This is a genomic window from Solirubrum puertoriconensis, assembly GCF_001483135.1.
GTDB lineage: Bacteria > Bacteroidota > Bacteroidia > Cytophagales > Hymenobacteraceae > Solirubrum > Solirubrum puertoriconensis.
The window spans coordinates 334,063-353,383 of sequence record NZ_LNAL01000003.1 but is presented as its reverse complement, the minus strand read 5'-3'; the positions used below and the strand labels follow the sequence as shown (position 1 = coordinate 353,383).

The following is a 19,321-nucleotide window of genomic DNA, read 5'->3' as shown; positions in this document are numbered from 1 at the left end:
GAGATAGTGAAGCATTGAAAGATGTGCGGACTGACTTAGAACGATTTTGAACTGAACTAGCGGACCTTCAGCGAAGACAAGGTGTCGGCTTTTTCTAACTTTTCTACCACATACATGGGACGTTGGCGAGCTGCATCGAGCCCGCGCCATACATACTCTCCAATAATGCCCAGAGCAATCATCTGGAAGGCGGATACAAGCAGCAATACCAACATCAAGGTGGTCCAACCTTCGGGCTCAGGAGCGCCCGTAAGCCGCAGCACCATTAGAAACAGACCGTAGAGGGCAGCGGCGCCACCTAGCAGCAAACCCAACACCGAAATGGCACGCACTGGAAAGAAGGAAAAAGCCAGCAGCGAATCGACAAAGAGCTTAATCTTCTTGCTTACCGTCCAGCGCGATTTGCCTATTTCGCGCCGACGTCGGCGATAGGGAATGCTCACGTAGGGATACCCGAGCCACACCAACAGGTAGAATACATTACCGTTGCGCTCCTGCATGCGCACTACCTCGTCGCAGAGTTGCCGATCAAAGAATACCATATCGAACCCCCCAGCGGGCACACCAGGCAATGCTATACGTCGCATCAACCAGTGAAACGTGTTGGATATGGCCCGTTGTGGCAGGGCTTCGTCACGGTCGGCCCTATTGGCCAGAACCAGCTTAAACCCCTGCTGCCAATGGGCATACATTTGCGCTAGCAGTTCGGGCGGGTCTTGCAGGTCGGCAGTGATTACGGCCATGCAGTCGCCTGTGGCAGCGGCCATTCCTGCTACAATGGCATTGTAAGACCCTACGTTGCCGGCCAGTTTGACCAAGGTCACCTTATCAGGGTGCTGGCGCCGGAATGACTGCAAGGCAGCCCAAGTGGCATCTTTCGAACCGTCGTCAACCAGCACGTATTCAAAACTTACGTCAGCCGGAAAATTAGCTTCGTTCTGAATCAGCTCTGGTCCGGTTATCGGAATGTTTGCTTCATTGTAGTAGCAGGGTACGATGATAGACAGCTTAGGCATACAAAAGCAGAAGAAAGAAGCGCAGTGCCTTCACGACAAATCTGGAAATCAAAGATGCAGAATTATTCGTGTGGCTTGACAACTCATCAGTATAGCTATGGAGGTGAAGCCATGTTATGCCTCGTTAAGCTGTGGCTCTATGCTTGAAATATGACTCTTTTAGCACCATTGACTGAACGCTGTAATCCACACCTAACACCCTAGCGCATAATACCCTCGGGATGGTCCTCTTCTTCATACGCCTCTTACCTACTCGAATAAGTTAGAGGCAATTTGTACTCGTAGGTATGGTCGCCTGAATGCATTGGTCAGAGACAAACTCAACACACGGCAATTCTCCTCTTATATGCCGTTCTCCTAAGCAGCTTCCTCCTCTTTTTGCCCCTAGGTTGCTAGCCCAAAAGCAATAAATCAAGAGTAGCTTCAGCGTATCAAGAAATGATCTTGTCACTCACGCATAATGCATTAAGGATCAAAGCAAACCAATAAAAGTCAGTAGACTTCAAGTGAACATACTATTGCTATATCTGATTTTTATTTTTAAGTAACATTTTGTTAACCAGCTTGATACTATAAAGAAGGAGTTACCTCGGCTGCCATCGTAGCAAATTTAAAATAGGAGCTTGTACCAGTCGGCAGTATGTGGCCGAAGGCAGAGTAGCGCATCTGCTCAAGGCAGCACAAGAAGGCGCGCGTGCTATGCTATATAGAGATGCTACTGCAAAAAGGCTGGGCATCTTCACTTCGTAGGCACGAACACTTAGCAGCAAAGTAGTATCTATCATATCTTGCTGATCTTTTTCATGCATCATACATGCAACATCGCAACTACTCAATCGACGTTTTCAGGCTATTAGGAGCTTTTTCCGTCGTAACGCTTCACGTCAAATACGGCGACTTGTATAACCCGGCCGTCCTAGCTATTCGTGGGCTGGGGCGCTATGCCGTTCCTTTCTTTTTTCTAATAAGCGGCTACTTATTTTTCAATAATGTAACCAGTCGAGGAGATAAGCAGTTTTCTCTGACCTTACGCAACCTGCTTTCTATTCTGTTAGCAGCTGACTTAATGTATTTTCTTGTGGGAATATTCGTCGATAGTCCGCTGTTGGATGAACCACCGTTATCATTTCCTACTATTGCTAACGGTTTATCGGGCCACCTTTGGTTTATGGGCTCGATGATATTTGGCTACGTAGTTCTGAATTATTTATTCAACAAGCTAGATGATAGGTTCCTCTTGGTTGCAGCTATCAGCACTTATGCTTTTGTTCTAGCTAATGATGCTTACACAAGCTTATTGCATATAACCCCAGCCAAAGAAGCATCTCGCTTTTTCGTGTCAATTTCCTTTCTAACAATTGGGTATTTGTTAAACAAGCATAATATAACTAGTAAAGTGCCCCTTTGGCTAGCTGTACTAGTAACATTATTTGGCTTTTTTTTACAGACTGCCGAAATTGTCTTGCTTTACAAGTACACTGGCGCTTCTCCTCATAATCAAGAATTTTTGTTTGGAACGGCTTTATTCGCTGTAGGATTAATCCTGATTGCTACAAAGCTCCAATTGTCTACAGATAACATATTTGCCCGCATCGGAAGAAAATACTCCTTACTGATTTATCTATATCATCCGCTGTTTATCCTGGCCATATTCAGCTTTATTGACATAGCAGCTTGGGGTGGTGGCTGGCTCTACCTAGTTGCGCCTTTGCTCACCTTTGTCGTTTGCTTAGGAACCTTAATGTTGATAGAGAAGCTTAGCCCCAAGGTGTTTAAATTACTTAATGGCTTGTAACCTAGGGTTACTAATCTAAGAGCCTGTTGGGGAATTAAAGTAATCGGTTGAGGCAGAGACTGACGTTGGCCCAGAGAATCCAAGCGGCGTGACTTTCAGGCGTGTATTCGTAGTCCATCACAAGGCGGCGGAAGAAGTTGAGCCACGCAAAGGTGCGTTCGACCACCCAGCGGCAGCCCGCTGGCACAAAGCCCTTGGCTGATGGCGGCCGACTACCGATTTCGTGCCGCAGGCCTCGTGCAAGTAGTCCTTTGGTGAAATGGCCGCGGTAGGCGTGGTCGGTGATGATGGTTGTCACGCGCGGGCCCCAGTGTCGACGTTCCAGTAGTATGGGTGCTGCCCCACGACTGTCGTGCTGGTTAGCCGCGTGTGAGCGACAGGCCCAGATACGCCCATTCCTATCGACCAGCACCTGCCGTTTGCGCCCATTGACACGCTTGCCACCGTCGGTGCCGCGGTGTTCGGCAATTCGTGGAGCTAGCTTGACGCTTTGGCTGTCCAAGCACAGCACGTCCGGGGTGGCTTCTTGACCGTGAGCTTGCCGGTCGGCCTCGTTCAGTGCCCGGTTCAGGCGCTGCAGTGTTCCGTCTTGTTGCCAGCGACGATAGTAGTAATATACTGCCGTCCATTTCGGGAAAGCGTTCGGCAAGCAGCGCCATTGACAGCCGGTGCGACACACGTAGAGTAAGGCGTTAACAACTGCACGTAAGCATAACCGGCGCTTACGGCGTACCGGTAACCACGGGTGCATCGCTTGCCACTGCGAGTCTGTAAGCTGATGATAGCCGTCAACCATACAGATAGAGCTTAACTACCTCATAAATCCTTTCTTTGCGCATACATCCATCTTGACAGAAACATCGCAGCTGTGAAATATTATGTAGGCATTGTACTTGGGTTAATCATCTCGTGCCCACTTTACAGCCAGACGCCCAATGGTGTTGACAGAGAGGCCAGGCTAAAAGCGCAGCAACAGCGAATGGATAGCTTGGGAAGGGCCTTCTATCTAGAGCCGCCGCACGTTCTCGTATCCTACTACCGCAATAACAAGAGTGTGCCTTGGTCCACCCGAATGACCTTTTTTGTCAGCCAAGGAGGGCGTCGCCAAGATCTTCAACCCGTGAGTGGGAATGCCTTTTTACTCCCTAAGCTTAGCGCAGATTCCCTTGCTTTAGGCTTAGAATATGCCGGGAGGACAATTTCCTTGCTCAAGCTCCGGGCTAGCTGGCTGACGCACGGCGGCGAGGTAGCGTTTGGCACCATCGACCACTTTGGAAAGCGACAGCGGCAAGATGAGAAAGCTCAGCTTGACGACTATTACTCTCCTCTAACAGAGATAGGTATACCCTTCTATAACCTGATTCGTGATGAGAACATCTCGAAGCTCGTCAAGCAGACAGGACGCTGCAGCCTTATTTATCAAACTTACCAGCCCAGAGTATGGGGTGACCCAGTTGTGCTGACATCTTACACCGTGGAATGATGTTAGGACCAAGTATTAGTCTCAAATTCCCAACACGCTCTAAGTCACATGAGCGCTTTTAAAGGAAAAAGGCAAGCAGTTGTACTGCTTGCCTTTTTCCTTTAAAAGCGATTGTATTTATGCTTATGCATTGGTACTTCCCCATACTCGATGAAAATCATCGTAGCTGCGGATATAATCGGCTTCGCTGTAATGCGTTGAAGCAAACACTAACTGCATAGCATTGTGTGAGTACTGCATGGTGTGCCAAGCATGAGGTGGCACATACAAACCTATGTTAGGTTCTTCCAAACGAAACACGTCCACAGTGCCATCGGGCATTTCCGTTGTAACGATGATGCGCCCAGCAGCCGCTATGAGCACTTGCTGCGTAGCGTGATGCGCATGCCGCCCGCGAACAATGCTTTCGGGCGTGTAGTACGTCCAGAAAACACGCTCGACTTTAAACGGAATGTGCTTCTCCTGTTCAGTTACAGAAATGTAGCCAATTTCAGGAGCTCCCAGTTTAGGAAACGTAATTAGGTACGGTTTTTCCACGTTAGGCAGTAACAGCTTCTTGGAAGTACTCCAGCGTACGACGCAGTCCTTCGGCGCGGTCTACTTTAGGCTCCCAGCCCAGGATTTCCTTCGCCTTGGTGATGTCCGGGCGACGCTTCAGGGGGTCGTTCTGCGGCAGCGGGTGGTAAGTTGGGCGGAACTCTACCCCTGCCAGCTTAGCAATTTCCTCTCCGAACTCCTTGATGGTAATCTCGGCCGGGTTACCAATGTTAACCGGTAAATGGTAATCCGACATGAGCAAACGATAGATGCCGTCTACTAGGTCATCAACGTAGCAGAAAGAGCGGGTTTGTGAACCGTCGCCAAATACCGTGAGGGGCTCTCCTTTCAGTGCTTGGCTCAAGAAAGCTGGTAGTACACGGCCGTCATCGAGGCGCATACGCGGGCCGTAGGTGTTGAAGATGCGTACGATGCGGGTTTCAACACCGTGCACATTGTGATAGGCCATGGTAATAGCCTCCTGGAAGCGCTTGGCTTCGTCGTAGCAACCACGTGGGCCTACCGGGTTTACGTTGCCGTGGTACTCCTCCACTTGTGGGTGGATGTCGGGGTCGCCGTATACCTCGCTGGTGCTAGCAATAATGATCCGCGCTTTTTTAGCCCGAGCCAAACCTAGGAGGTTGTGCGTACCCAATGATCCAACCTTCAGCGTCTGGATTGGAATCTTTAGGTAATCGATGGGCGAAGCCGGTGAGGCGAAATGCAGGATGTAGTCCAACTCACCCGGCACGTGCACGAACTTCGACACATCGTGGTGGTAGAATTCAAAGTCCTTCTTGCCAAACAAGTGTTCGATGTTGGCGAGGTTGCCCGTAACGAGATTATCCATGGCAATAACATGGTAACCTTCGGCCAAGAACCTGTCGCAGAGGTGGGAACCTAGGAAGCCTGCCCCACCCGTGATTAGTACGCGTTTCTTTTCCATCTGGAGCTTATGCGGTTTGGTGAGCAGCAGGTTCGCGATGTTTCGTACGAATGCCAATGCAGTGGTAAGCAAAACCTGCTTTCTCCATTTCTTCGGCATCGTAGATGTTGCGCCCGTCGAACACCACACGCTGTTTCAGTAATCGGCCCACCACATCAAAGTTGGGCGAGCGGAACTCTGGCCATTCGGTTACTACCAACAACGCATCGGCATCGATGAGAGCCGAAAGTTGGTCTTTGGCGTAGTTGATTCGGTTCCCGAGTGTGTGCTGGGCTTCCTTCATGGCTACGGGGTCGTAGGCAGTTACGGTGCAGCCAGCTTCGAGCAGTTTTTCGATAATCACCAACGAAGGAGCCTCGCGCATGTCGTCGGTTTTGGGCTTAAACGACAGGCCCCACACGGCAAGGTGCTTACCGGCTAGGTTGCTGCCAAAGTGCTGCTGCACTTTATTGAACAGCACCGATTTCTGGTCCTCGTTTACGCTTTCAACAGCTTTAAGAACCTGCATCTGGTAGCCATTTTCGGCAGCCGTCTTTATCAGGGCCTTCACGTCCTTCGGAAAGCAAGAGCCGCCGTAACCAATGCCGGGGTAAATGAACTTGTTGCCGATGCGGGCATCGGAGCCAATACCTAGGCGAACCTTGTTCACATCGGCACCCATGATTTCGCACAGGTTGGCAATGTCGTTCATAAACGAAATCTTGGTTGCCAGCATGGAGTTGGCAGCGTATTTCGTCATCTCGGCCGACGGAATATCCATGAAGATAATCGGGTGGCCGTTGAGCAGGAAGGGCTTATACAGCTTGCGCATCACCTCCTCGGCACGCTCCGAAGCTACCCCGATTACGATGCGGTCGGGCTTCAGGAAGTCGTCGATAGCCGCACCTTCTTTTAGGAATTCCGGGTTGGAAGCCACATCAAACTCGATGTCGGCACCACGGGTGTCGAGTGCTTGCTCAATTTCCTTTCGCACTTTGGCGGCAGTACCCACTGGCACTGTGCTCTTGGTTACCACCACGCAGTGGCGGTTGAGATTTTCGCCAATGCCACGCGCCACGGCCAGTACGTATTTCAGATCGGCCGATCCATCCTCGCCCGGAGGTGTACCCACGGCAATGAACGCCACGTCGGCATCCTGAATGCTCTCGGGCAGCGAAGTTGAAAAATGCAGACGACCAGCCGCTACGTTGCGGGTAACCATTTCTTCGAGACCCGGCTCGTAGATGGGCAGAATCCCCTGCTTTAGGTTATCGATTTTACGTTGATCAATATCGATGCACGTAACATCAATCCCTACCTCGGCAAAGCAAGTGCCGGTGACCAGGCCCACATAGCCTGTGCCTACTACTGCGATTTTCATAAGGGGGCGGAAGTAACTGCTTTCAGAGCTTAGGATTGCGAAGCGGAAGATATCAGAGAAGCGCGTACGCCAGTAGCTGTTGCAGGCACCATGTACCGCTTCCACCAGTGCTGAAACACGATGAGCGCCCAGATACGAGCGTGCACATCGCCTGGGTTGCGCGAAAATAGCTGCTGCTTCAGTTCTCGCACAGCATCAACGGAAAACAACCCTTGCTCTTCGATAAACTCATCTTTCAGCAAATCATCTTCGATCAATGGGCGAAGTTCGTTGCGGAACCACTTAAGCAGCGGAACCTCAAAGCCGTGCTTAGGACGCTTGTACAACTCTGCTGGGAGCATCGGCCGGAAGGCATCCTGCACAATCTTCTTCTTCATCTTCGCGTCGATTTTGCTTTCGACGGGCAAGGAGAAGGCAAAGTTGACCACCTTGTAATCTAGGAACGGGCTGCGCACCTCCAACGAGTTGGCCATGCTCATCAGATCGACCTTGGTGTTCATGTCGTACGGCAGCACCAATTTCATATCGGTGAGCAGCACTTCATTCAGGTCGCCGTCAGCATGGATGTGCTCTAGGATGTCCTTGCGGCGCTTATCGGCCAGTTTTTTGCCCACCTTGCGGCGCGCTGCAGGGCTCAGCAGTTGGCGAGCGTCTTTCTCGCTAACGAAGGTTGCCCAATCCCAGTATCGGTCTTTCGGGCCGGCCAACATGCCGCGCGAGAAGCGCTGGAACTGCCGCACCTTGTTGCCTAGGTACGAACTACGCGATTTGGGCAGGGCATCCCACAGCAGGTTGAGGCCCGTTACGGCTTCGGCTTTCCAGTCGGGGTTGCGCACTTGCCACTCCCCCATGTGCTTGTTGTAGCCCGCGAACATTTCGTCGGCTCCGTCGCCCGAAAGCGCAACCGTAACCTTTTCGCGGGTGCGCTGGCTCAGGATAGACACCGCTAGGGCCGACGAGTCGGCGAAGGGCTCGTCTATGTAATCGAGCACGTGGTAGAGGTGCTCGTACATATCGTTGTTGGTAAGCGAAAAGACCGTGTGATTGGTCTTATGCATTTTCGCTACCAAGTTGGCGTACTTCGTTTCGTCGAAGAACGGCTCGTCGGCAAAGCCAATGCTGAACGTATTCAGGTGGGGCGTATGCTGGGCAGCCAGCGCTGTTACTACCGACGAGTCGATGCCGCCGCTCAGGAAAGCACCTAGGGGCACATCGGCTACCAAACGGCGCGCCACGGCCGCATCCATCAGCTCCACGAGTTTAGCTTGCTGCTGCTCGTAGCTGAGGCGGTTTTTGGCTACCTTCTTGGCATCGTAAGGAATTTTGTACCACTGCTTACGCACTACCTTACCGTCGGGGCGGATAAACATGTAGTGGCCGGGCAGAAGCTTTTTCACTCCTTTGAAGATGGTGGCCGGACCCGGAATGTAGTTTAGCTGCAGGTAGTGCGACAGGGCCACGTAGTCGAGCTTACGCGGTACACCTAGGGCCAGCAGCGACTTCATTTCGGAAGCAAACATCAGCTTGTCCTCATCGCGGTACACGAGCAGGGGCTTCACCCCCATTCGGTCGCGCGCAATGAACAAGGTGTTTTCTTCCTTATCGTAGATGGCCAGGCCAAAAAACCCGTTCAGTTTCTTCAGGAAACCACGGCCTTCGGTGATGTACAACTTCAGGATAACCTCCGTATCGGTGTGCGATTTGAAGGTGTAGCCTTTGCGCTGCAACTTGGCGCGCAGCTCGCGGAAGTTGAAAATCTCCCCGTTGAAGACAATGGTATAGCGACCCGACTCGTCCGTCATGGGCTGATTGCCACACGGCGACAGGTCGAGAATGGCGAGGCGGCGGAAACCCAGCCCCACAGCGTCGTACACGTAGTGGCCCTGCGAATCGGGGCCGCGGCTCACGATGGCATCGGTAGCTGCCTGCAGGCCAGCCAGCGACGACCGACCGGAGTCAGTAAAGGCGAAAAGTCCGGTAATTCCACACATATCTAGTTGCCAAAGGTACGAAGCTTCAGGATTTGGGTCTTGCTTTTACGCCTGCTCTGCCCGACGCAACCAAAGCCAAGCGTCGGCAGTACATCCAAAGCCGCATGATTTCGAGGCGGCGCATCAACTGCCAAACACCGCGACCCATGAATCTGCAAAATCAAATGGATCTGCAGCAGCAATTTGAAGCTGCCGTTTCCCGCGTGAATAATTTGCCCGGCGACCAAGCCGCGGCTCACATGACGGAGTTATACGGCTTGTACAAACAAGCGACCGAAGGCGACCACGACACGGAAAAAGACGTGGTGGGCGATGATACCCCCAACAATCCCGATGGCCCCACGGGCATGTCGCAAGGTCAATGGGAAGCCTGGAGTAAGTTTAAGGGCATGAGCGAGGACGACGCTAAACGCCAGTACGTTCAGCGCGTGCAAGAAATTGCCGGCCCCGAGGGCGAAGCCACCACGGCTATTACTGGCATTGGGCAACCAGCCACGACCTCCCAGCTTGAAGCCGGCAGCCGCCCTGCCTCGAACCCCAACGAGGCCAGCGCCCCTGGCACTGCCAAAGCCCCCTTCGAAAACGAGGGCGGTGCATCGGCCGGCGGCTTGCGGGGCGACATCAACGATGGTGCCCCATACGGCGGCGAAGACCGCCTAAAAACACAACAATAGCTTAACCGCTGCTTTGTTCGGCAAGAGCTTTAAAGCCGCTTATAAAGCGAAAGACCGTACCCAGCTTGGGTGCAGTCTTTCGCTTTAATAACCTGGGCTTAGTCAGATTGCGGAGTTGGTTTAGAAAATTTTGCCCGGGTTCATGATACCCTGCGGATCGAAAACTTGTTTGATGCCCCGCATCAGGTTTAGTTGCACATCACCTAGGGCAATGCCAATGTAGGGCCGCTGCACCAGACCGATACCATGCTCCCCGCTGATGGTACCACCTAGGCGCACGCACAGCTGAAACAACTCCCGGATGGGTTGCTTGAGTCCTTCGTGCCACATCTCATCCGGTAACTCGCCGCGGATAATGTTTACATGCAGGTTGCCGTCGCCGGCATGGCCGTAGCACACGCTCTTGAAGCCATATTGTTCACCTAGGGTTTTCACTCCCTTCAGCAGGGTGGGCAGCTCGGCGCGTGGCACTACCGTATCCTCCTCTTTATAAACTGAGTTGTAGCGTACAGCGTTGCCAATGTTGCGCCGGATTTTCCACAGCTCGTCCTTCTGCGCGGCCGTATCGGCCAGCAGTATTTCGCCTACGTCGTAGTTCTCGAGCACAGCATACACCTGCTCTGCTTCTTTGTAGAGCTGATCCAAGTCCTGTCCATCCAGCTCTATCAGCAGGTGGGCGCGTACGTCGTCGGGCAGCGAAAGAGGTATCTGCAGGTACTCCGACGACCACACAATGGCTTCGCGCTCCATAAACTCCATCCCCGATGGAATAATACCCGCACGAAAAACCGCAGATACCGCCTCAGCTGCTTGCTCCTCTTGCCTAAAAGGTACCAGCATGAGGATGTTTTGCTGCGGGTAAGGCAACAACCGGAAAACCACCTTGGTGATGATGCCCAGTGTTCCTTCCGAGCCAATCATCAGCTGCGTGAGGTTATAGCCGGTAGAGTTCTTAAGGGTGTTGGCGGCAGTCCAAATGATTTCGCCCGTTGGCAGCACAACCTCCAAATTCAAGACATAGTCGCGGGTAGTACCGTATTTCACGGCCTTAGGCCCCCCGCTGCTGTGTGCTAGGTTGCCACCTAGGGAGCAACTCCCTTTACTAGCCGGATCGGGAGGGTAAAATAGGCCCACTTCCTTTACGGCATTCTGAAAAACCTCATTGATAACCCCAGGCTCCACGGTAGCCTGCAGGTTACGCTGATCAATGTTCAGGATTTGGTTGAGGCGCTCGGTGCTCAGCACCACACCTTGATAGGTTGGCAATGCACCGCCGCTCAGCCCGGTACCAGCTCCGCGGGGCGTAACCGGGATGCGGTGTTCGTAGCACAAGCGCATAATACGGCTAACCTCGTCAGCGTTTGCAGGCCGCAGCACTACATCGGGTCGAAACGCTAGGTCCTCGGTGTGGTCGCGGCCGTAGCGGGCGTACTCGTCCTCCTCGAGGCGCGCCGGAGTGAGCACGTGGCTAGTTCCAACAATCTCTTCGAAGGCGCTAAGCAAAGTTGGAGTTAGCTGCCCAAACTGTATTTCTTCAAGTAACTGAGCCATTCGCGTATCTTTGTCTCGATGCGGAAAACGTTCCCAAAGGTACGGCATTCACTCCGGCCCATCTACCGGTTGCCGTTACTGCTCCTACCCATCCTTCTGCTCCTCGCTAGTTGCCAAGGAACCAAGAAGTTAAACTACCGCAACGGCCGCTATTATTCGGCCCAAGAAATTGCGCGCATCAAAGCCGCCGAGCGGCGCGGACGCCCGGTAGGCGGCTCGGTTAGCAAGACAAAAGTCAAGACTAGCTCTCGTATGAGCAGCGGAGGCCGTAAAATCGTAACCCGTGGCCCCAAAAGCACGAGCAGCCCGGCCTCCATCGACCGGCAGCTGGCTACCGTTATCGAAACGGCCCGCACTTACCGCGGCACTCCCTACAAATTTGGTGGCACTACCCGCCTAGGGCTCGATTGCTCGGGCTTATTAAATGTGTCGTTTGGGGCAGCTGGCATTCAGATTCCTCGTTCCTCAAACGAACAAGCTGCCTGGGGCGACCCGATTCGCCCGCAGGATTTACAGGCAGGAGATTTGGTATTTTTTGGAGGCTCGCCTGGTAGCAACAGCATTACGCACGTTGGCCTCGTTACCGAAGTCAGCGAAGAAGGCGTTCAGTTCATCCACTCTTCCACGTCGTTAGGTGTTGTGGAGAATGCCTTAGAAAGCGATTATTATTTGAGTCGCTTTATTAAAGCAGTTAGACCAAAGTTGTGAAATTCCATCGTAGCTTTGCGGCGAATTTCGCCTCGTGCATGAAGTCTCGTCTAACAGACAAACCAACCCTGCTAGTTAACAGACACTTTGCTGCCTGCATGCAGCACCTGTGCGCCCGTTTGTACATGGCTATCTGGCCAGCGCTTCTTCTGATGTCTCTTGTTGCGGCCACCTAAACACTTTCTGAACCAGTAAGGGCTTGTTCACTTGATCAACCCAAGGCTGTATGCTCAGCACGATTTAGCCACTCCGCAACGTCGAACAATAGCTTAGCTCACCGTTTCTCAAACGCACACATGACAAACAAATTTATTCACCATCTCTTGGCTCCAACTCTGATCGTTGTAGCCGCTGCTCCCAGCTGGGGACAAGGCGCTACAACGTCGGCGATGGGTGGTACAATTACCGACAAAGCTGGTGAAGGGCTACCAGGCGCGACGGTAATTGCCGTGCACACGCCTACTGGTACCCAGTACGTGGCACCGACCAACTCTGAAGGTCGTTACAACATTCAGAACATGCGCGTAGGTGGTCCTTACACCATCCGTGTAACTTTCGTAGGCTACCAGGAAGCCGTGCGCGAAGGCATCTTCCTGACGCTGGGCCAAACCCAGCGCCTCGACGTAAACCTGAGCGAGCAAACGCAAACGCTGCAAGGCGTAGAAATTGCTGGCCGCCGCGACCCGGTTATCAATGCTGGTCGTACGGGTGCTTCTACCGCTGTTCAGCGCGAACAAATTGAGCGTCTGCCCACCCTGAACCGTAACCTGCAGGACTTCATCCGTGTGTCGCCGCAGGCTAACGGTGGTGGCAGCAGCTCGATCGGTGGTGCTAACAACCGCTACAACAACATCACCATCGACGGTGCTGTAAACAACGACGTGTTCGGCCTGTCGGGCAGCGGTACTCCCGGTGGCAACGCCGGCACTCAGCCTATCTCGCTCGACGCCGTACAAGAACTCCAAATTGTAGTTGCTCCTTACGACGTAACCCTTGGTAACTTCACCGGTGGTGGCATCAACGCCGTAACGCGTTCGGGCACCAACGATCTGTCCGCTTCGATTTACGGTTTCGGTCGCAACCAAGAAGTAGTAGGCAAGAGTGTAACAGAGCCTCGCACCAAAGCGGCTGAGTTCTACAACTACCAAACGGGTGCCCGTGTAGGCGGCGCTATCGTGAAGGACAAAGTGTTCTTCTTCCTGAACGGCGAAATCAGCCGCCGCAAAGAGCCCCTAGGCTTCGTTCCTGGTAATTCTGATTCTCAGATACGGTTGGAGGAGATTAACCAGATTGCTAACGCAGCCGCTACGAAATATGGCTACAACGTTGGTGATTTCCTGAACATAGACCGCCGTACCGAAAGCAACCGTATTTTCGGTCGTCTTGACTTCAACCTGTCGCAGAACCACCAGCTGACGGTGCGCCACAACTTTGTTGAAGCGTTCGATGATAATATCTCGCGTAGCTCGACGCAATTGCGTTTTGGAAACAACGTTTTCCAAAACAACAACACTACTAACAGCACAGTAGCTGAACTAAATAGCCGTTTGGGTAACTTCTCAAACAAACTGCTGGTAAGCTACACGCGCATTCGCGACAACCGTACTACTCCAGAGCGCCTGTTCCCAACCTTCGAGATTAATAACGAAGGTCGTCGCTACACCTTTGGCACTGAACGTAGCTCGGGCTTTAACGAGCTAGATCAGGATATCTTCGAATTCACCGATAACGTTACCCGGGCAATTGGTAAGCATACCATCACCTTGGGTACTCACAACGAGTTCTTCAAGTTCCGTAACCTGTTTATCAACAACGGGGTTGGTTACTACCAGTTTAACTCGCTTGCTGATTTCTTGAACGAGCGCCCAAACCGTTTGCAAGCTGCTTATGCTACTGCTAACAACGGCGAAGCCACTTTCAATGCTATGCAAGCCGGCGTTTACGCTCAGGACGAATACTCGCCGATTGAGAACCTGCGCCTGACGTTGGGTGTGCGCCTTGACGTTCCGTTCTTCTTCGACAAGCCTGGTTTCAACGCACCGGTTACCGAGCGTTTCGGCAGCAACATCAACACCCAGAATACCCCCAACGGTCAGCTTCTGTGGGCTCCGCGTTTGGGCTTCAACTGGGACGTAAACAACGATGCTAAAGTGCAGGTACGCGGTGGTACAGGTGTATTTACCGGCCGTGTTCCGTTCGTGTGGATTTCGAACGGATTCACCAATAGCGGTTTGATCCAAGGCGCTATCGACCGACGCCCAACCGGCACCGGTGCTAACACGCAGTACCCTGCTGTGATTACCGATCCGGCTCTGTTCCCATCGACTTTTGCTTCCACTGGCACATCCGAAATCAACGTTATTGACAAGAATTTCAAGCTGCCGCAAGTATGGCGCACGAACTTGGCCGTTGACTTCCGCCTGCCTGGTGACATCGTAGCCACCGTTGAGGGTATTTACTCGAAAACCCTGAATGACATCTACTACAAGAACATCAACCTTGTAGAGCCTAACGGCCGCCTAGCTGGTCCCGACAACCGTCCGGTTTATCCTTCGGCTCGTCAGCGCTTCTCGAACTACACCAACGTTCTGCAGCTCGACAACACCAACAAAGGTTACCGTTATAATGCTACTGCCCAGTTGCAGAAAGCATTCACAAACGGCCTGAACACAAGCGTAGCTTATACCTACGGCATGTCGAAAGAAGTGAACAGCGGCGCAAGCAGCACAGCTCTTTCGAACTGGCAGTTCAACCAGGTGCAGGCAGATCCGAACAACCCCGAGCTGGGCTTCTCGGCTAACGACCGTCGTCATCGCGTATTGGCAACTGGCGGTTACACCTTGCGCTACGCTGGCGACAAACTGGCTACCAACTTCTCGGTTATCTACGAAGGTCTGTCGGGCTCGCCCATCGCCTACGTATATGGCCAAGGTGGTCGCGACCTGAACAACGACGGCGCGTTCTCGAACGACCTGATCTACATCCCGCGTGATGCTCGCGATGCAAACGAAATTGACATCGTAAAATCCGGCACATCTGATACGCGTTCGATTGACGAAATCCGCAATCAGTTGGAGACGTTCATCCAGAAAGATCCGTACCTGCGTAGCCGCCGTGGTCAGTACGCTGAGCGCTTTGCCGCTCGTACGCCTTGGACACACCAAGTTGATATCCGTGTTGCTCAGGACTTCAACTTCATGGCTGGTGGCAAGCGCAATACCCTGCAGGTTACTTTCGACATCCAGAACGTAGGCAACCTACTGAACAACGAATGGGGTCGTCAGTACTTCGTGGCTAACAACGCTGTTGAGTTGCTGCGTCCGGAAACTACCGGTGCTCCGAACGTTCGTCCGCAGTTCTCGTTCCCGGCAACATTCGCGAACAACGGCTACCGTCCATACGACTTCTCGGCTTTCGCTTCGCGTTGGCAAGGTCAGTTGGGCGTACGCTACACGTTCAACTAAGCGAATCAAGCTTTCAGAATACCCAAAAGGGCGGAGAAATTCTCCGCCCTTTTTCTTTTAACAAACAGTTTTCGTATAGTAATAATCATATATTATATTTAGCCAAGACTCCGATTTTACTTTCGTGTCCTGTTAATTAACAATTCGGTAAAATTGCGCCGATAGCTGAGAGCTAATTTTGTGGCCGGTTTCCACAACAGCTCTTATGAAACACAGATTTGTTCACCACCTATTGGCTCCCACGCTGCTGGTAGCTACTGCTTCGCAAGGTTGGGGGCAAGGCGTAACCACCTCCGCTATGAGCGGGGTAATCACCGATAAATCGGGGCAAGGTTTGCCGGGCGCCACGGTAATTGCCGTGCACACTCCTACCGGAACGCAGTACGTAGCCCCAACAAACTCGGAAGGGCGCTACAACTTGCAGAACATGCGCGTGGGTGGTCCTTATACCATTCGGGTGACTTTTGTGGGTTACCAGGAAACCACTCGGGAGGGCATTTTTCTGACCCTAGGTCAAACGCAGCGCCTCGATGTAAACCTGAGCGAGGCTACCACCGAGCTAGCAGGCGTTACCATCACTGGTGCTCAAAACCCGGTAATCAACGCAGGTCGTACGGGTGCAGCTACCACTATTCAGCGCGAGCAGATCGAGCGTCTGCCTACGTTGAACCGTTCGTTTAATGACATGACGCGCCTGACGCCTCAGGCAAACGGCCAAAGCTTTGCAGGTCGTAACGGCGGGTACAACAACATCACCATTGATGGCGCCATCTTCAACAATTCGTTCGGCCTTTCGCCGACGGTTGGCGGTCAGGCCGGTGCTCAGCCTATCTCGCTCGATGCTATCGACCAGATTCAGGTAAGCATTGCGCCGTACGACGTACGGCAAGGCTCCTTTACGGGCGCTGGTATCAACGCCGTAACCCGCTCGGGCACCAACAAATTTCAGGCGTCGGTGTACGGTTTCTATCGCGACCAGAAATTCGTTGGTAGCAAGGTGGGGGACGAGAAGCAAGACTACCCCAACTTTAATCTTAAGAATTACGGTTTCCGAGTAGGTGGTCCGGTTATCAAGGACAAACTGTTCTTCTTCCTAAACGCCGAATCAGAACGCCGCAACGACCCGCCATCGGGTAACTTTGTGGCCAACCGCCCCGGCCAAACGCCGGCTCCGGGTGGCAACTCGCAAACCTCGCGGGCGCTGGCATCGGACCTTGATGTGCTGAGCAACTTTCTGCAGCAGAAATACGGTTACAATCCGGGTGCTTACGAAGGTTTTGAGCAGCGCTCGAACAGTGATAAAGCAACGGCTCGCTTGGACTGGAACATTTCGGATGCGCACCGCCTGAATGTTAAATACAACTTCCTACGATCGTACGCCGACATTTCGCCGAGCAGCTCAAACGCCATCGGCAATAGCCGTTCGCAAACGCAGTTTGGCCTGCCTTTCTTCTCGTCGTACTACACGATCAACAACAACCTTGATTCGTGGATTGCGGAGTTGAACAGCACCTTCGGCAGCCGGTTCTCTAACAACTTCACGGCAGGCTACTCGCGCTTCCGTGACTTCCGGGAAAGCCCGGCAGGTACCATCTTCCCGCTGGTTGATATCGGTAACTCCACGGGATTGAGCACGGGTGCAAACCTTAACAACGTAACAGCAACTAACACGCTGACCACGTTTGGTTACGAACCCTTCTCAGCGTTCAACATCCTTGATTCGGATGTATTCCAGGCCGGCGACAACTTCACTGCTTATCTAGGCAAGCACAACGTAACCCTAGGTACCTACAACGAGGCCTACCGCTTCCGCAACGGTTTCGCTCCTAACTACTACGGCTCTTACCAGTATAACTCGCTCGACGATTTCTACGCTTCGGCAGTGACGCAGGAGGCTCCGTACGGATACGTGCGCGATGCCAACGGTGTACCGCAAATCAATAGCAACCCGGCGCTGGTGCGCGGTGCACAGCGTTACCAGCTGCAGTACTCGGCCTTGCCCGATGGCTCCTTCCCCTACGCCGAAACAAAAGCCGCCCAGTTTGGCCTGTACATTCAGGACGAATTCTCGGTGCGCAACAATCTGAAGGTTACCTACGGAGTACGCGGCGACTTACCGATCATCTACTCGGACATTGCGCGCAACAACAACGCGGCTAATCTGACCTTCCGCGACGGCGTGAAGCTGGAAACCGACCAGTTGCCCAAAAGCCGTGTGCTGTTCTCGCCGCGCGTAGGTGTCAACTGGGATGTGTTCGACAACAAGAAGACCCAAGTGCGCGGTGGTACGGGTATCTTCACCGGCCGTGTTCCGTTCGTGTGGATTTCGAACCAAGCCAGCAACAACGGCGTGCAGTTTGGCTCGTACGATTTGCGCGGGGCTAACGCCATCAACCCCACTACTCGCCCGGCTGGGCAGACTACGGGTGGTACTCCCTCGTACTTCAACGCCGACGTAAACAAGTACCGCCCAGTGGGTGCTGCTGCCAATACACAGTACAACCTGGCCGTAACGGACCGCAACTTCAAGTTTCCGCAGGTATGGCGCACCAACGCCGCTATCGATCAGGAACTACCCGGCGGCATCATTGGTACCCTAGAGGGCATTTACACCCGCGACCTGAACGGGGTATATCACCAGAACGTGAACCTGCCGCAATCGGTACGCAACGCCAACGGGGCTGATAACCGTCCAATCTTCTACACCCTCAGCGGTTCGGAAAACAACGGCGTAGTTACTACCACGGCCAACAACCGCATCTACGGCGGCCAAGGCGGTGTATCGCCGACGAATCCCAACATCACGGATGCTATCCTGATGAAGAATACCGACAAGGGGTACTCGTACGCGGTTACCGGCCAGTTGCAGAAAACTTTCAGCAACGGGTTCTACGCTAGCGCGGCTTACACCTACTCCGATTCGAAGTCGGTGAACGACGGCGGCTCGATTGCCCAGTCGATCTGGCGCGACCGTGCCGTATCGGGTGACCCGAATGCTAACGTATTGGCTTACTCGAACTTCTTGCAGCAGCATCGCGTGGTGGCTTCGGCCTCTTACCGCCGCGAGTACCTAGGCCACCTAGGCACCACTATCTCGCTGTTCTACGAAGCCGCTCCGGCTGGCCGCTTCTCGTACACCTACGCTGGCGATATGAACGGCGACGGTACGGGTGGCAACAACGACCTGATGTACGTGCCGCGCAGCCGCGACGAGATTGTATTGCGCAACATCACCTTCTTCTCAGGCACGCCGCAACAGCAGGTGTACACCGCCGACCAGCAGTGGAACGACTTGGATGCTTACATCAAGCAAGATAAGTACCTGAGCACCCGCCGTGGCCAGTATGCCGAGCGCAACGGCGCTGTTCGCCCTTGGCAGAACCGCCTCGACTTGCGCCTGCTCCAGGACGTGTTCACGAACATTGGCGAAAGCAAGAACACCCTGCAGCTGAGCGTTGACGTGTTCAACATCGGCAACATGATCAACTCGGATTGGGGCGTGTTCCAGACGGCTAACCGCACCACCCCGCTTAGCTGGGTAGGCTACAACGCCCAAGGCCAGCCTGTGTTTGAGTACCGTTACCTTACCAATCCCACCCGCACCGTTTCGGGCAATGACGTAACAATCACGCCGGGACAAGCGCTCAACACGACCTTCCGCAACGACACGGGCGGTATCGGTTCGCGCTGGCAGATGCAGATTGGCTTGCGCTACATCTTCAACTAACAATCAGCACATTACGCTTAAAACCCGGTTTGGAGCTTTCCAGACCGGGTTTTTTCTTTTATAAAAACA

The 19,321-nt window shown here is 53.2% G+C and carries 13 protein-coding genes; 6 read left to right on the top strand and 7 right to left on the bottom strand.

Annotated elements, in window-relative coordinates; genetic code table 11:
• Positions 1-56: 56 nt before the first annotated feature.
• Positions 57-1,016: a glycosyltransferase family 2 protein gene (locus ASU33_RS01935; protein WP_059067585.1), complete on the bottom strand. Its 960-nt coding sequence runs from the start codon at positions 1,014-1,016 to the stop codon at positions 57-59.
• Between the two features lie 814 nt (positions 1,017-1,830).
• Between ASU33_RS01935 and ASU33_RS01930 the strand changes: the two genes are divergently transcribed.
• A complete protein-coding gene (locus ASU33_RS01930) occupies positions 1,831-2,811 on the top strand; it encodes an acyltransferase (protein ID WP_059067582.1) in 981 nt (326 codons plus the stop codon).
• Positions 2,812-2,845: 34 nt separating this feature from the next.
• On the opposite strand, the gene ASU33_RS01925 is transcribed toward ASU33_RS01930, so the two are convergent.
• Complete coding sequence (locus tag ASU33_RS01925) at positions 2,846-3,607, bottom strand: IS5 family transposase (RefSeq protein ID WP_078062792.1); 762 nt, start codon at positions 3,605-3,607, stop codon at positions 2,846-2,848.
• Between the two features lie 276 nt (positions 3,608-3,883).
• Between ASU33_RS01925 and ASU33_RS01920 the strand changes: the two genes are divergently transcribed.
• Complete coding sequence (locus tag ASU33_RS01920; protein WP_160328114.1) at positions 3,884-4,294, top strand: hypothetical protein; 411 nt, start codon at positions 3,884-3,886, stop codon at positions 4,292-4,294.
• A 123-nt stretch (positions 4,295-4,417) separates the two neighbouring features.
• Here the strand turns inward: ASU33_RS01920 and ASU33_RS01915 are convergent, their stop codons facing one another.
• From ASU33_RS01915 to asnB, 4 genes are read right to left on the bottom strand one after another with little or no spacing between them, the layout of a single operon-like run.
• The gene (locus tag ASU33_RS01915) at positions 4,418-4,831 is read right to left on the bottom strand and encodes a sugar 3,4-ketoisomerase (protein ID WP_160328113.1); all 414 of its coding nucleotides are present in this window, start codon (positions 4,829-4,831) and stop codon (positions 4,418-4,420) included.
• 1 nt (position 4,832) lies between these two features.
• On the bottom strand, positions 4,833-5,777 hold the full coding sequence (locus tag ASU33_RS01910; RefSeq protein ID WP_059067574.1) for a UDP-glucuronic acid decarboxylase family protein: 945 nt from the start codon (positions 5,775-5,777) through the stop codon (positions 4,833-4,835).
• 7 nt (positions 5,778-5,784) lie between these two features.
• The gene (locus ASU33_RS01905) at positions 5,785-7,137 is read right to left on the bottom strand and encodes a UDP-glucose dehydrogenase family protein (protein WP_059067572.1); all 1,353 of its coding nucleotides are present in this window, start codon (positions 7,135-7,137) and stop codon (positions 5,785-5,787) included.
• A gap of 29 nt (positions 7,138-7,166) precedes the next feature.
• Positions 7,167-9,128 (bottom strand): asparagine synthase (glutamine-hydrolyzing), encoded by a 1,962-nt coding sequence (gene asnB / locus ASU33_RS01900; RefSeq protein ID WP_059067570.1) that lies wholly within the window; start codon positions 9,126-9,128, stop codon positions 7,167-7,169.
• A 32-nt stretch (positions 9,129-9,160) separates the two neighbouring features.
• Here asnB and ASU33_RS01895 point away from each other — a divergent pair, with 32 nt between their 5' ends.
• Positions 9,161-9,802 carry an acyl-CoA-binding protein gene (locus ASU33_RS01895; RefSeq protein WP_059067567.1) on the top strand — a complete coding sequence of 214 codons (642 nt, stop codon included), beginning with the start codon at positions 9,161-9,163 and terminating at the stop codon, positions 9,800-9,802.
• Positions 9,803-9,922: 120 nt separating this feature from the next.
• On the opposite strand, the gene ASU33_RS01890 is transcribed toward ASU33_RS01895, so the two are convergent.
• Positions 9,923-11,353 (bottom strand): FAD-binding oxidoreductase, encoded by a 1,431-nt coding sequence (locus tag ASU33_RS01890; protein WP_149866993.1) that lies wholly within the window; start codon positions 11,351-11,353, stop codon positions 9,923-9,925.
• A 252-nt stretch (positions 11,354-11,605) separates the two neighbouring features.
• On the opposite strand from ASU33_RS01890, the gene ASU33_RS01885 reads away from it, so the two are divergent.
• The 3 genes from ASU33_RS01885 to ASU33_RS01875 all read left to right on the top strand — a co-directional run bounded on the left by ASU33_RS01885 (position 11,606) and on the right by ASU33_RS01875 (position 19,252).
• The gene (locus ASU33_RS01885; protein ID WP_286130386.1) at positions 11,606-12,061 is read left to right on the top strand and encodes a C40 family peptidase; all 456 of its coding nucleotides are present in this window, start codon (positions 11,606-11,608) and stop codon (positions 12,059-12,061) included.
• A gap of 296 nt (positions 12,062-12,357) precedes the next feature.
• Positions 12,358-15,525, top strand: a complete 3,168-nt coding sequence (locus ASU33_RS01880) for a TonB-dependent receptor (RefSeq protein WP_059067563.1) — start codon at positions 12,358-12,360, stop codon at positions 15,523-15,525.
• A gap of 205 nt (positions 15,526-15,730) precedes the next feature.
• A complete protein-coding gene (locus tag ASU33_RS01875; protein ID WP_078062790.1) occupies positions 15,731-19,252 on the top strand; it encodes a TonB-dependent receptor in 3,522 nt (1,173 codons plus the stop codon).
• Positions 19,253-19,321: the final 69 nt, after the last annotated feature.